The sequence below is a fragment of the Actinophytocola sp. genome, assembly GCF_009379765.1.
Lineage (GTDB): Bacteria > Actinomycetota > Actinomycetes > Mycobacteriales > Pseudonocardiaceae > Actinophytocola.
Map to the genome: position 1 here is coordinate 1 of NZ_WHTD01000108.1, position 13,679 is coordinate 13,679.

General features: G+C 69.6%; 12 protein-coding genes and 2 pseudogenes. 4 read left to right on the plus strand and 10 right to left on the minus strand.

Features of this window, described 5'->3' with window-relative positions:
- The coding region (locus GEV28_RS27995; protein WP_291415331.1) for a glycosyltransferase at window positions 1–653 on the minus strand (653 nt) is incomplete at its 3' end.
- Window positions 654–1,155: 502 nt separating this feature from the next.
- Here GEV28_RS27995 and GEV28_RS28000 point away from each other — a divergent pair.
- Window positions 1,156–2,037, plus strand: a complete 882-nt coding sequence (locus tag GEV28_RS28000) for a sigma-70 family RNA polymerase sigma factor (protein WP_291415332.1) — start codon at window positions 1,156–1,158, stop codon at window positions 2,035–2,037.
- A 10-nt stretch (window positions 2,038–2,047) separates the two neighbouring features.
- Here the strand turns inward: GEV28_RS28000 and GEV28_RS42605 are convergent, their stop codons facing one another.
- The 3 genes and pseudogenes from GEV28_RS42605 to GEV28_RS28010 all read right to left on the minus strand — a co-directional run bounded on the left by GEV28_RS42605 (window position 2,048) and on the right by GEV28_RS28010 (window position 3,017).
- The gene (locus GEV28_RS42605) at window positions 2,048–2,200 is read right to left on the minus strand and encodes a GNAT family N-acetyltransferase (RefSeq protein WP_367115206.1); all 153 of its coding nucleotides are present in this window, start codon (window positions 2,198–2,200) and stop codon (window positions 2,048–2,050) included.
- Window positions 2,201–2,259: 59 nt separating this feature from the next.
- Window positions 2,260–2,667: pseudogene (locus GEV28_RS42610) on the minus strand (GNAT family N-acetyltransferase); the annotation flags it as partial.
- Window positions 2,565–3,017 (minus strand): DUF4304 domain-containing protein, encoded by a 453-nt coding sequence (locus GEV28_RS28010; protein ID WP_291415336.1) that lies wholly within the window; start codon window positions 3,015–3,017, stop codon window positions 2,565–2,567. The gene GEV28_RS28010 and the pseudogene GEV28_RS42610, both read right to left, overlap by 103 nt.
- Window positions 3,018–3,185: 168 nt before the next feature.
- On the opposite strand from GEV28_RS28010, the gene GEV28_RS28015 reads away from it, so the two are divergent.
- The 3 genes from GEV28_RS28015 to GEV28_RS28025 all read left to right on the plus strand — a co-directional run bounded on the left by GEV28_RS28015 (window position 3,186) and on the right by GEV28_RS28025 (window position 6,232).
- Window positions 3,186–3,911, plus strand: a complete 726-nt coding sequence (locus GEV28_RS28015) for a response regulator transcription factor (RefSeq protein WP_291415337.1) — start codon at window positions 3,186–3,188, stop codon at window positions 3,909–3,911.
- A 129-nt stretch (window positions 3,912–4,040) separates the two neighbouring features.
- The gene (locus GEV28_RS28020; protein WP_291415339.1) at window positions 4,041–5,873 is read left to right on the plus strand and encodes an acyl-CoA dehydrogenase; all 1,833 of its coding nucleotides are present in this window, start codon (window positions 4,041–4,043) and stop codon (window positions 5,871–5,873) included.
- 80 nt (window positions 5,874–5,953) lie between these two features.
- Window positions 5,954–6,232, plus strand: a complete 279-nt coding sequence (locus GEV28_RS28025) for a GlsB/YeaQ/YmgE family stress response membrane protein (protein WP_291415341.1) — start codon at window positions 5,954–5,956, stop codon at window positions 6,230–6,232.
- Window positions 6,233–6,281: 49 nt separating this feature from the next.
- On the opposite strand, the pseudogene GEV28_RS28030 reads toward GEV28_RS28025, so the two are convergent.
- From GEV28_RS28030 to GEV28_RS28055, 6 genes and pseudogenes are all read right to left on the minus strand, one after another.
- Window positions 6,282–8,110: pseudogene (locus GEV28_RS28030) on the minus strand (VanW family protein).
- Window positions 8,111–8,172: 62 nt separating this feature from the next.
- Window positions 8,173–8,466, minus strand: coding sequence for a co-chaperone GroES (locus GEV28_RS28035; RefSeq protein ID WP_291415360.1), 294 nt, complete (start codon window positions 8,464–8,466; stop codon window positions 8,173–8,175).
- A 105-nt stretch (window positions 8,467–8,571) separates the two neighbouring features.
- On the minus strand, window positions 8,572–10,782 hold the full coding sequence (locus GEV28_RS28040; protein WP_291415342.1) for a hypothetical protein: 2,211 nt from the start codon (window positions 10,780–10,782) through the stop codon (window positions 8,572–8,574).
- Window positions 10,783–10,867: 85 nt separating this feature from the next.
- A complete protein-coding gene (locus GEV28_RS28045) occupies window positions 10,868–11,671 on the minus strand; it encodes an amino acid ABC transporter ATP-binding protein (RefSeq protein WP_291415343.1) in 804 nt (267 codons plus the stop codon).
- Window positions 11,668–12,585, minus strand: a complete 918-nt coding sequence (locus tag GEV28_RS28050) for an amino acid ABC transporter permease (RefSeq protein ID WP_291415345.1) — start codon at window positions 12,583–12,585, stop codon at window positions 11,668–11,670. Before GEV28_RS28050 ends, GEV28_RS28045 begins: the two co-directional genes overlap by 4 nt.
- A 44-nt stretch (window positions 12,586–12,629) precedes the next feature.
- Complete coding sequence (locus GEV28_RS28055) at window positions 12,630–13,616, minus strand: ABC transporter substrate-binding protein (protein WP_291415347.1); 987 nt, start codon at window positions 13,614–13,616, stop codon at window positions 12,630–12,632.
- Between the last annotated feature and the right edge of the window lie 63 nt (window positions 13,617–13,679).

Consider the following 13,679-nt stretch of genomic DNA (forward strand, 5'->3'; position numbering starts at 1 on the left):
CCGGTCTGCACGACGTCGAGGTCCGCCGGCTCCTGCCACGGGTCCAGGGTCGGGTCCGTCGCCAGCCACGGGTGGTCGCCGATGACGTAGTCGCGGACGTTGTCCACCGGCGGCAGGCCGATCGCCGCCCGGTGGGTGTTGAGCGCCGCACCGAACAGTGCGTTGATGTTCTGGGCGTCCAGGTCCCACAGCACCCGGTTGTCGGTCACGTCCGGTGGGAACGGCCGGCCCGGGTACGCCAGCGGCGGGTGGTGCGGCGACGGCAGGGTGAGCTGCTGGAAGGTCGCGGACACGTAGCGGATGCCCAGTTTCTCGGCCACCGACCGCGCGCCGGCCGCGGCCGGCATCACGCCGGCCGCCACCAGCGCGTCACATCCCTCGGCCGCCGCGGTGACCGCGTCGAACTGGCTGGCGATCAACTCGGCCGCGCGCCGGGGCAGGGATGACGGCGGCGCCGCCGCAGTCGTCAGCGCGCGCGCCGACTGTCCGACCGACACCATCGGCACGCCGACACCGGCCAGCCGCTGCGCGAAGACCTCGTCCGGCGGCGCGCACACCCGCACCTCCGCGCCGAGTGCCCGCAACCGCACCGCGAGTCCCACCAGCGGTTCGACGTCCCCGCGCGACCCATACGTCGACAGCAACACACGCATTTTCGCGACTCCCATTTCCGCAGGTTCTGGCCTCGGCCGGTGATTCTGCGGCACGACCCGGGTCTTGCCGCAAGCCCCCCGGTGCGCTATAAGTTGAGAGTGGAAGGAGTGGGTACTCTCCTTTCCCTTTTTCTTTTTTCGTCCGCTGTGGCCGGACAACCTCCTCGCGAAGCGGCGGCGCGCAGCGCGCAGCGGTACCGTCGGCCCAGGAGGATCTCCCACGGGTCTGCGGATGCGGCCGCGGAACGAGAAGTTCTTCACCCTTCCCAAGCCGAGAAACGCGGGTTCGGTTCCCGTCATCCGCTCGCGGAAGGCTGCCCCTGCGCGCGGCCTGCGCTCGCCGGGTCCGCTCGCCACTGCCTCTGGGGCCGAGCCCCAGACCCCACGGTGCGACCTCCCCGACCCAGCCTGGCTTCACCCGAACTGCACCTGACCGTGTCACATCGGCGGGCCCGCCACGGGTCAACTGCTATGACACCTGGCGACGGAAGATGGTGACCCTATGGACGAGCGCGGGTGGCTGACCGAGCGTTTCGAGAAACACCGGTCCCGGCTGCGTGCGGTGGCCTACCGGATGCTCGGCTCGCTCACCGACGCCGACGACGCCGTCCAGGAAGCCTGGCTGCGCCTCAACCGCGCCGACACCAGCGGCGTCGAGAACCTCGCAGCCTGGTTGACCACCGTGGTCGCGCGGGTGTGTCTGAACATGCTGCGCACGCGCGAGTCACACCGCGAGGAGCCTCTCGACGGACGCCTGCCCGACCCGGTCAGCGACGAGGGCGGCGCCGACCCGGAGCAGGAGGCGTTGCTCGCCGACTCGGTCGGGCTCGCGCTGCTCGTGGTGCTCGACACGCTGACGCCGGCAGAGCGGCTCGCCTTCGTCCTGCACGACATGTTCGCCGTGCCCTTCGACGACATCGCCCGAATGATCGACCGGTCCCCCACCGCGGCCAGGCAGCTCGCGAGCCGGGCCCGCCGCCGGGTCAAGGGGGTCGACCCGGTGCCCGAAGCCGACCTGACCCGCCAGCGTCGGGTCGTCGACGCCTACCTCGCCGCCGCCCGTGGCGGGGACTTCGACGCGCTGGTCGCAGTGCTCGATCCGGACGTGGTGCTCCGAGCAGACAAGGCCGCCGGCCCCACGCGCGCACCCATGGTGATCCGTGGCGTCCGCAACGTGACCAAGGGCGCGGTCCTCGCATCGGCGCGGACCCGGTTCACCCAGCCGGCGCTGGTGAACGGCGCGGTCGGGCTCGTGATGGCCCCCCGCGGCCGGCTGACCGTGGTGCTCAGCTTCACGATCACGGGCGACAAGATCACCGAGATCGACATCATCGCGGACCCGGACCGCCTGCGCCGGGTCGAGCTCGCCGTCCTCGACGACTGACGCGACCCGATCAGCGGCGGGCGGTCATGCGGATGGCGTCGCGGGGTTCGGTGCCCACCCGATGGTGGGCGCGGACGGTGCCGGTCTCGGTGAAGCCGCAGTGCCGAGCCGTTGCGCGCGATGCCTCGTTCCACGGCTCCACGAACAGCTCCAGCTCGTCCATGCCGCGCTCGAACGCCCAGCCGGCAACCACCGCCAGCGCACGCGACGCGAGGCCAGCCCGCGGGCGGCCGGCACCAGCCAGTAGCCGATCGAGGCGCGGCCCTCGCGGGGCCACAGGCCGATCTGGCCGACCGCGGCGTCGTCCACGCAGATCGCGAACGAGTGGCCCAGGCCCGACCTGGCCCGCTCCCACTGGCGCTCCACGAAGGCACGGCACTCGGTGACGTCGCCGGACTCGGGCACCGTCGTGACCTGTGGGATGTACGGGTCGACCGAGGCGGCCCGGACCGTGGGCACGTCGGCCGTCGACCACGGCCGCAGCAGCAGGCCATCCGCCCGCAGGGTCGGGACCTCGAGCAACGGCGTCAGGCCATGCGGTCGCGCATCGCCGGCAGCGCGAACTCGCGTACCGCGGTGAGCACCTCGCGCGCCAGCGACTCGAAGGGGCTGCCCACCTCGAGCTCCCACCAGAGCTCGCCGATCGGGTGGCCGGCCACCGTGACGAGGTCGCCGATGGGCGAGCTCCAGCCCATCGTCTGGGTTCGGGTGACCTCGCCGGCCGGGTAGTAGGGACGCACCCGCAGCTGCTCGGCCCACTCGTCGCGGGAGATGACTCCTACGTGGACGGTGAACCGGACGGCCCGGAAGGTGAACGAGCGAGCCTGCTCGACGACGACCTCGCCCCAGTGCCGGTGACCCTCGATCCGGAAGCGGCGACCGACCCCGAAGAACCCGAGCGCGCGCAAGCCAGGGGCCAGGTTCGTGTCCACCATGAACCTGAACCAGTCCTGGGCGTTGCGCTCGATGTCAGACTCCACAGTGCCACCAAGAGTAGCGTCGCGATGCCACGCAGTGCTAAGTGTTCGCTATCGCTCAGGTTACTCTCTGAGTCCCTGTGGTCACTGTGAAAAGTCATTCATGAACTGCGTCACGAGGCCGCCCCAGCCCAGTCCCAATGCCGGAGAAGTGCCGGGCAGGAGGACGGGATGACAGTGACTAGCGAGCGACAACCGCCACGCGCGGCGACGACCACGGTCAGCGTCGCGCTCATCGACGGGACCCCGCTCGTCCGCGAGGGCTTGTCCGCTCTCGTCAACCGCACACAGGGGCTGCGCTGGGTCGGCGCGGCCGAGTCGGTCACCCCTGGCCTGCGGTTGTGCCAACGCCTGCGGCCCGACGTGGTCGTCGTCGACGCCGCGCTCGACCCGCGTGGGCACCTCGCCCACGTCCTCACCGCAGGCAGCCGCGAGACCGCCGTTCTCCTGCTGATCGACGATGCCCGCCGGACCACCCAGTACATCGCGAGCGCGCTCACCGCGGGCGCGCGGGGGGTGATCCGCCGCTCCGCGCAGCCGGCCGAGCTGGTTCGCGCCATCACCGCGGCGCACACCGAGGGCCGCTTCCTCGACCCCGCTCTCGCCCCCACGCTCGCCGCTCCGCCGCCACGCGTCCAGCAGCCCCGCCAACCCCTGTCCCGGCGCGAGCACCAGGTCCTCCAGCTCATCGCCGACGGGCTGGAGAACCAGGCCATCGCGGACATCCTCTACGTGTCCGTGGAGACCATCCGCACCCACGTCAAGAGCATCCTGCGCAAGCTCTCCTCGAGAGACCGCACGCACGCGGTCGCGGTCGCGTTCCGGTCCGGAGTGCTGGTGATCGACGAGATGGATCGACCATCGGCCGTTCCGGGGTCGAGGCCCGCTCGCGACTGACCCCGCTCGGCCCAGGTCCGAGGTCCAATGTGACGGCGCGTTCCAGGAGTTTCCTTGCCGGATGCTACCGACAAGTAATATCCTGAAGTTACCAACCAGTAGGGGACGCCGGACACGGGGAGCGACGAGATGGGCCACTACCAGAGCAACGTCCGTGACCTCGAGTTCAACCTCTTCGAGGTGTTCGAGGTCCAGCAGCGGCTGGGCAAGGGCGTGCTGGCCGAGTCCGACGAGGAGACCGTGCGCGGCGTCCTCCAGGAGCTCGACAAGCTGGCCACCGGACCGCTCGCGGAGTCGTTCGTCGACGGCGACCGCAACCCGCCGGTGTTCGACCCGGAGACCCACTCGGTCAAGATCCCGGAGCCGTTCCGCAAGTCCTACAAGCAGCTGTGGGACGGCGAGTGGTGGCGGCTCGGCCTCACCAACGACCTCGGCGGGCTCGGCCTGCCGCCGTCGGTGCAGTGGGCCGCGGCCGAGCTGATCCTCGGCTCGAACCCGGCGCTGTTCATGTACCTGTCCGGTCCGAACATGGCGCAGGTGCTCCACCGCAACGGCACCGAGGAGCAGCGGCACTGGGGCGAGCTCATGATCGAGCGCGGCTGGGGCGCCACGATGGTGCTCACCGAGCCCGACGCCGGCTCGGATGTCGGTGCGGGCCGCACCAAGGCCGTCGAGCAGGACGACGGCTCGTGGCACATCGACGGCGTCAAGCGCTTCATCACCTCCGGCGAGCACGACATGGCGGAGAACATCGTGCACATCGTGCTGGCCCGCCCCGAGGGCCACGGCCCGGGCACCAAGGGCCTGTCGATGTTCATCGTGCCCAAGTTCCACTTCGACTCGCAGACCGGTGACCTCGGCGAGCGCAACGGCGTCTTCGTCAGCAACGTCGAGCACAAGATGGGTCTGAAGGTCTCCACCACCTGCGAGCTCTCGTTCGGCCAGCACGGCGTGCCGGCCAAGGGCTGGCTCGTCGGCGAGGTGCACGACGGCATCGCGCAGATGTTCCAGATCATCGAGTACGCCCGGATGATGGTCGGCACCAAGGCGATCGCCACGCTGTCCACCGGCTACCTGAACGCGCTGAGCTACGCCAAGGAGCGCGTGCAGGGCGCGGACCTCACCCAGATGCTGGACAAGACCGCACCGCGGGTCACCATCACCCATCACCCGGACGTGCGGCGCAGCCTCATGCTGCAGAAGTCCTACGCCGAGGGGCTGCGCGCGGTGTACCTGTACACGGCGACACTGCAGGACCAGGTGTGGACGCAGGAGGGTGACGCGGAGTCGCTGGAGCTGGTCTCCCGGGTGAACGACCTGCTGCTGCCGATCGTCAAGGGCGTGGGCTCCGAGCGGGCCTACGAGCAGCTGGCCCAGTCGCTGCAGACCCTGGGTGGCTCCGGCTTCCTGCAGGACTACCCGATCGAGCAGTACATCCGCGACTCGAAGATCGACTCGCTGTACGAGGGCACGACCGCGATCCAGTCGCTGGACTTCTTCTTCCGCAAGATCGTGCGGGACAAGGGCACGGCGCTCACCTACATCGCGGACCAGATCACGAGGTTCATCGACGCGGAGAGCGGCAACGGCCGGCTCAAGGAGGAGCGTGCGCTGCTCAAGCAGGCCCTGGAGGACGTGCAGGGCATGCTCGGCGCGATGATCGGTCACCTGACCAACTCGCAGGACGACCCGCGGAACGTCTACAAGGTCGGGCTGCACAGCGTCCGGCTGCTGCTGGCCGCAGGCGACCTCATGGTCGGCTGGCTGCTGCAGCGCCAGGCCGAGGTGGCCATCGGCAAGCTCGACGCCGGGACGTCCGGAAAGGACAAGGCGTTCTACGAGGGCAAGATCGCCGCGGCGTCGTTCTTCGCACGCAACGTGCTGCCCGAGCTGTCCGCCGGCCGCAAGATCGTCGAGGCGGCCGACAACTCACTGATGGAGCTGGACGAGGCCGCGTTCTGATTTCGTGATCGACCTCGAGGTGTAGCCGCGGGAGATCAGTGGTATCCCTGATTCACCACTCGATTTGCTGAGGAGCAGCTATGTGGTCAGTGAGCGCAATTCTCGGCCTACTCATCGCTGGAATCATCCTGGGCATCCTCGGGCGCATGCTCGCCCCGGGTAAGCAGGCGATCCCCTTCTGGTTGACCATCCTCGCCGGTATCGTCGGCGCGCTGATCGGCAACTTGGTGGCCGGCTGGACCGGCGTGGCGGAGACCGACGGCTTCGACTGGTGGCGTCATATCTTCCAGGTCGTCGCCGCGGTCATCGCGGTCATCCTTGCGGCCTCGCTGTACCCGAAGGCCCGCACGAGCGCCTAGCCCCTCGACAGAAAGGCCCCCGGTTCTCGACCGGGGGCCTTTCTGGTGGCTATCGAGGAGGGGTCCCCGCCGGCTTGCAGACGATCTTGGGCTGCGGGTTGTACCGGACCGTGCGGGTCTTGCGGCTGACCTCCGCGCCGGTCTTGGCATCCCGGATGATCCGGGTGTCGGAGGTGGTGAAGCCCTGGGCGCCGTTGCTCGCGTGGCAGTTCTCCGCCGGGCCGTCCTTGGCCTGCGGCTCGGTGAACTTGCTGCGGCCGCCGGTGACCGACTCGACCTCGTAGTGCTTCGCGCCCCAGATCTTCACGGTGATCGAGTCCGACGTCCAGATCGTCTGGATGGCGACGCCGGTCGGCGAGTCGTTGGTGAACTTGAGGTCGATGACGCTGCTGCCGTCGTGGTTCTGGAACACCGTCGCCTCGCGGGCGGCCGGGTAGCGGCTGATGTAGTAGCTGTGTTCCTTGTGCCCGGCGTCGGTCATCGCGGCGAAGTAGGCGGCGTTGTAGAGCGTGGTGGCGAACTGCGAGATGCCGCCGCCGACCTCCCGGCTCGGCGCGCCGTCCTTGATCACGCCGGCCTCGACGTAGCCCTGCGCCGAGGTGCGCGGACCGGTGTAGCCGTTGAGGCTGAACGTCTCCTTCGGCTTCACGATCGCGCCGTCGACCTCCGCGGCGACCGTGCGGATGTTGGCGCCGGAGTCGGCGGCGAAGCCGCGGGTGGTGAACTCGCCGACGACCTCCTTGATGCCCAGCTTGGTGGCGGCATCGGTGGTGACCTTGGCCGGCTTGGGCGCATATGTGGCGGTGAGCTCACGGCCCTTGACCTTCTTGAGCACGTCCTCGAGCGGCGAGAGGCTCTTCTTCCAGTCGACGCCCTTGCCGTCCACCGACGGCTGGACGGTCGGCGCTCCGCTGCTGAAGACGATCTCCGCGTCCTTGCCCGCGATCTCGGTGGAGGCGAGCTGCGGCTGCACCGCCGCGACGACCTTCTTCTCGTCGATCCTGACGTTGAGCCCGCCGTCGGAGCCGGGCTCGAACACGAGCGCCGCGGCGATGGCCGGCGGCTCGAGCCGGGCGTCCTTGCCCTCGCCGTGGACGACGACCGGGGCGGACACCGCGGGCGTGGCGATCTCGTCGATGGCCTTCTGGATGCCGTCGGTGGTGGTCTTCACCGGGGTGGTGTCGACCGGCAGGTCGACGGTCTCGTCCTTGAACCAGTTGTCGACGAGCGCCTGGCGGGCCGCGGGAGCGTCGAGCTTCTGGCCCTGCTTGGGCTCGACCATGACAGGGTCGACGCCGTCGAACGTGATGCCGCCCTCGGCCGGCTCGCGGTCGGTGTCGGTGCGCAGCTTCTCGACGGCGGCCGTCAGCGCGGTGTTGTCGGTGGTGGTGGCGATGCCGACCTCGGTGGTGCTGAAGAACGAGGTGAGCCGGGTGATCGGGTTCAGCGGCTGGTCGCCGGCGAGCTCGAGAGTGGCCGCCCAGTCGATGCTGAGACCCGCCTTGGCCGGGTCGATCTTGGCGGGGACGTCGCCGACCTGCACGTTGACCTGCTCGGTGAGGCGCGGCTCGATCTGGGCGCGCAGGGCGTCCTCGGCGACGTCGTGGGACTCGCGCCGACGTCCACGCCGGCGACGGTGACGCCGCGCGGGACCTCGCCGCTGCTGAGCGCCAGGTCGATCCCGTAGAGCACGGCGAGCGCGCCGAACACCGCGCCGGCGATGATGCCCGCCTTGCGCAGGTTCGGCTTCTTGGCATCGCCGTCGGTCGGCTGCTGACCGACCCGGCCGGGATCGATCCGGACGGTCGGCTCCTCACCGGGTACGGGCGCACCGAACACCGACGTGCCGGGTGCGGGTGGCGTCGGCCGCACCGGCATGAGCACGTCGGTCTGCTCCGAGTGCGACTCCGGCCACTTGCGCTCCACGACTCGCCTTCCCCTTAGAGATACAGCCCTGTGCCGTGCTCCGTGCGCTCGCTGGCGATGGCGTGCAGGTCCCGCTCACGCATCACCAGGTAGGTCTGCCCCTTGACCTCGACCTCGAGCTGGTCGTCCGGGTTGAACAACACCCGGTCGCCGATCTTCACGTTCCGTACGTTCGTGCCGGCGCCGAGCACGTCGCCCCACGCCAGTCGCCTTGCCATCTGGGCGGTTGCCGGAATGACGATGCCACCGCCGCTGCGCCGTTCGCCGTCCTCGGGAGTGAGCCGCACCAAGACCCGGTCGTGCAGCATCTGGATCTCGAGTTTGAGTACTGGCACCGAGGCATGGTAACCGTCGGCCCGGGCAGCTTCGCGACGTGTCAGGCGCTCGTCCCCGTGACCTCGGAACGGGGGAAGCTAGCTGGATCGGCGCAGCATCCGGGTCAGGCCGGCGGCCACCGTCGTCGCCAGGATCCAGCCGGATGCGATCAGGGCCGCAGTGACCCACTGGGAGGAACCGGACACGTGCCAGCGGTTCTTGTAGCCGAAGTCCACGATCGGCACCAGGTGGTCGATGGTGAACAGGAACGGGTTCCACACCAGGTGGTCGTCCGTGTTGGCCTCCACGGGGGCCGGCTGCACCGCGAACCACACCGTCCCGAGCACAAGCAGCAGAGCCAGCGACAGCAGCGCGCGCATCGGCTTGTAGCCGTAACCGACGACGTAGCGCTGCAGCCAGCTCCAGACCCGCACCACCGGACCCAGCACCCGGTAGCCCTCGGCCAGCGCGACGTAGCGCCAGCGCTGCTTGGCGATGAGCACCGTCGAGGCGTGCTCCTCGTTGCCGCTCGCCCGCAGCATCGTCGCGAACTGGTCGTACGGGCCCGGCCGGTAGCTGCCGCCCATCGCCTTGCGCAGCAGGCGGAGGCGGCGCCTGATCTGCGCGTCGTCGTCCAGCTCGATCGGCACCGCGAGCGCGTCGTAGCGAAAGTCGTCGAGCTCGATGTGGCCGGTGGCGTCCCAGAACGTCTCGTTGTCCAGCAGCGACGCGCACCGCGCGTGCCGCAGGTTCACCTTCCCGCGTGGCGCGACCGCGACGTCCAGCCGCAGCTCCTGGCTGATCAGCCCGAACGCGTTGATCGCCGTCGCGTTCAGGCTCGAGCCGACCTCGGCGCCCTGGAAGTTGGTCTGCCGGCCCACCTCGGCGCGCCGGATGCGGATCTCGCCGTGCGCGGAGAACGCCTGGTTGTCCCGGTCGCCGTGGGCGCACACGAGGTCGCGGCCGATCCGCGCGCTGCGCAGGTCGACCGACGGCTTGCGGGACCGGTCGCGCCGGTAGCGCCCCGGGTCGACGAACCGGCTCGCCCGCAGGTCGAGGTTCGCGCCGATGTCGGCCTCCGGCAGCAGCATCGAGCCGAACACCGTCAGCCCGCGCGCGTCGAGGTTGCCGCCCGTGGTGAACCGCCGGCCCTCGACGACGTCGCCGTTCCGGTTGCACAGCACCGCGCCGTCCAGCACCACGCTGCCCCGCGCCGACACGTCCACGACCCGGATCTGGCCCGCGATCCGAGCGTCGCGGGCGTCGATGCCGCCGTCGACCTGCGAGCCGTCCAGGTGCAGGGCGCGGTGCTCGTACGGTCCGGGTGACTTCTTGCCGGTGAGCTCGGCGAAGGGCTCCGACCCCTCGGACATGTCGATCGACGCGCCGGTGAGCCGCATCGAGCCACCGATCCGCGCGTTCACCATCCGCACCGTGCCGGTCGACTCGAAGCCCTGGTCCATGTCCATGTTCCCGGACACCTGGATGCGGTCGGCGATCAGCGTCGCGCGCGGGTCGAAGAACCGCTCCAGCACCCGGTCGCGGCCGCTCTCCTCGGCGGCCGGGACCAGCTCCGCGCCGCGTAGGGAGAAGTCGCTCTCGATCCGCGCGCTCGGCAGGAACAGCCATCCGGTCGACCGGAACCGGCGCTTGGTGCTCGACACGCACTGCAGGTTGCCGCCGATGTGCACCCCGTTGCCGTCGAGGGAGAAGCCGTCGGGGTTCTTCAGCCACGCGCCGGCCAGGTTGACGTTGCCGCCGGTGCGCAGGCCCGGGATGCGGATCCGCCCGTTCACCTCGAGGTTCGCGCCGAGCAGCGCGCCGGCGATCTGCAGGCGGTCGGCGTGCAGGGCGTAGCCGCCGGGGTTGTTCAGGCTCGCTCCGGTGATCTCGAGCGAGCCGCCGACATCGCCGTCGGTGAGGTCGACCTTGCCGTACACCCGGGTGCCGCCGATGAGCCGGACGTCGTTGTCGGTGTAGATGTTGCGGCCCTCGAGGCCGGGCAGCCAGCACTCGTAGAACTCGCAGCCGCCGAGCTTTGCCTGGCGGATGTCCGGCGGGGTGTCGAACCGGCAGCGGACGAACTCCAGCAGGTGGGGGAACTCGAACGCGCGGAGGTCGAGCGGGCCGACCACGTGGCTGTCGGTGAACCGCAGCACGGGTGGGGTGAGCTTGCGCATGCGGCCGGCGCCCGGCTCGAACGCGAAGATCTGCCGGACGATGTCCTCCGCGCGCACCCGCGCCCACTCGGGCGGCTGCGACTCGAACGGGTCCAGCCAGCGGCCGGCCCGATCGTCGTCAGCGGTCATCGAGGCCCCCAAGGCATGAGGATGGTCCGTCGGTTGGGACGGACCGCCCTCACGCTCGGTTCCATCGCGACCGCGCGGAGTGGGCTCAGTGGAGCACCTTGCTCAGGAACGACTTCGTGCGCTCGTGCTGCGGGTCGACCAGCACGGCCCGCGGGTGTCCCTGCTCGACGATCACCCCGTCGTCCATGAACACCAGCGTGTCGCCGACCTCGCGCGCGAAGCCCATCTCGTGCGTCACGACCACCATCGTCATGCCGTCCTCGGCGAGCTGGCGCATCACGGTGAGCACCTCGCCGACGAGCTCGGGGTCCAGTGCCGAGGTGGGCTCGTCGAACAGCATCAGCTTCGGCTCCATCGCGAGCGCCCTGGCGATCGCGACCCGCTGCTGCTGACCGCCGGAGAGCTCCCGCGGGTAGGCCTTCGCCTTCTCCGCGAGTCCGACCCGCTCCAACAGGGTCAGCGCCCGCTGCCTGGCCGAGCCCTTGTTCTCGCCGCGGACCTGGATCGGCGCCTCCATGATGTTCTCGCACGCGGTCATGTGCGGGAACAGGTTGAACCGCTGGAAGACCATGCCGATCTCGCGCCGCTTGGCGGCGACCTCGCTGTCGCGCAGCTCGTGGAGCTTGTCGCCCTTCTGCCGGTAGCCGACCAGCTCGCCGTCGACCCAGAGCTTGCCGGCGGTGAGCTTCTCGAGGTGGTTGATACAGCGCAGGAACGTGGACTTGCCCGACCCGGACGGGCCGATCACGCACATCACCTCGCCGGGCATCACCTGCAGGTCGATGCCCTTGAGCACCTCGATCCGGCCGAAGTACTTGTGCACGCCCTCGGACTTGACCATCGGCGTGATCGTCGGTGTCGTCGGTGGTGTCGCGGTCGGTTCGGTCATGCCATCCCCGATTTCGGCCGGCCGAACCCGAAGCGGCCGGCCTGGCGGGTCGGCAGCGTGCCGCGGGAGTACCGGCGTTCGATGAAGTACTGCGCGACCGACAGCAGCGAGGTCAGCACCAGGTACCAGATGCTCGCCACCACCAGCAGGGGGATCTGCTGCAGGTTGCCGCCGTAGATCAGCTGCACCTGGGTGAACAGGTCGCCGACCGCGATGACGCTCGCGAGCGAGGTGGTCTTGAGCATCGAGATCGTCTCGTTGCCGGTCGGCGGGACGATCACCCGCATCGCCTGCGGCAGCACGATCCGGCGCAGGATCCCCAGCCGGGTCATGCCGAGCGCCTCGGCCGCCTCGTTCTGCCCGGGGTCCACCGACAGGATGCCGGCGCGGACGATCTCGGACATGTAGGCGGCCTCGTTGAGCCCGAACCCGAGCACCGCGCCGACGAAGATCGGGATCAGCAGGTTCGAGTCGAAGAAGACGAACTCCGGCCCGAACGGGATCCCCAGCGAGATGATCGGGTACAGGATCGCGATGAACGACCAGAAGATGACCTGCACCAGCACCGGTGTGCCGCGGAAGAACCAGGCGTAGAGCCACGCGATCGTCGAGACGATCGGGTTCGGCGACAGGCGCATCACCGCGATGACGACGCCCAGCACGATGCCGATAACCATCGCGAGCGCGGTCAGCTCGATGGTCAGCCACAGGCCGGACAGCACCCGCGAGGAGAACAGGAACCGCCAGACCACGTCCCAGCGCCAGGCCGGGTTGGTGACGAGGCTGTTGACCAGCATCGCGGCCAGCACCAGCAGTGCGACGGCCGCCACCCACCGTCCGGGGTGGCGGACCGGCACCGCGACGATCCGCTCCGGCGGGATCCAGGACTCGGCGGCCTCGGTTGCCGGGGCCACCGCGTCCTCGGTCCCCTTCCTCCGATCAGGACCATCGGCCATGCTCAGTAGATCGCGCCGTTGATCTTGGACTCCTCGATCCCGCCGGTGATGCCCCAGTTGTCGAGGATCTCCTGGTAGGTGCCGTCACTGATGAGCTTCTGGACGGCGCCCTGCACGGCTTCCTTCATGGTGCCCGAGGACTTGGCGATCGCGATGCCGTACGGCGCGGCGTCGGTGTCCTCGCCGGTCTTCTCGAACGCGTCGCCGGTCTTCTTCACCGCGTAGTTCACGACCGGGGTGTCGGCGAGGTAGGCGTCGATCCGGTTGGCCTGCAGCGCCGCGTTGACGTCGGTCTGCTTCGGGAAGCCCTGGGCGTTCGGCGGCTCCTTGCCGGCGTCCGAGCAGGCCTTCACCACGGAGCCCTCGACATCGGGCTTGGTCAGCTGGTCGAGCTGGGTGGTGCCGTTCTCCGCGCCGACCGCCTTGCCGCAGAGGTCCTCGGGGGTCTCGATCTTCTTGGGGTTGCACTTGCGGACCATGGTCGACGTGCCCGCCTCGAGGTAGGTCACGAAGTCGACGGTCTGCTCGCGCTCCTTGGTGTCGGTGAAGGAGGACATGCCGAGCTCGTAGCGGCCGGCCCCGAGGCCGGCGAGGATGCCGTCGAAGGAGGCGTTGACGAACTCGACCTCGACGCCGAGCACCTTGCCGACCACCTTGCCCATGTCGACGTCCATGCCGATGATCTCGTCGGAGCCCTCGAGCGTGTACTCGTTCGGCGCGTATGCGGCGTCGGCCGCGACGATGATCTTGCCGTCGGTCTTGATCTTGGCCGGCACCATGGCGCCGAGCGCGTCGTCCGCGGGCACGTCGACCGCGAGCGGCTTCGGGTCGGGCACGTCGGAGACCTCTCCCGGGGTGCACTCGGCACCACCATCGCCACCACCGCCGTCCTGGCCCTCGGGCCGATCGGTGGTCGCGCCGCAGCCGGCCGCGAGCAGGCTCGCGGCACACAGCGCGGTGAGGACGGACAGGCGGGTACGTCGAGACACTTCGTCACTCCCTCGAGCCTTGCGGTCTGAGTTCAGCGAATCCTGCCATTTGGGAACCGCGGC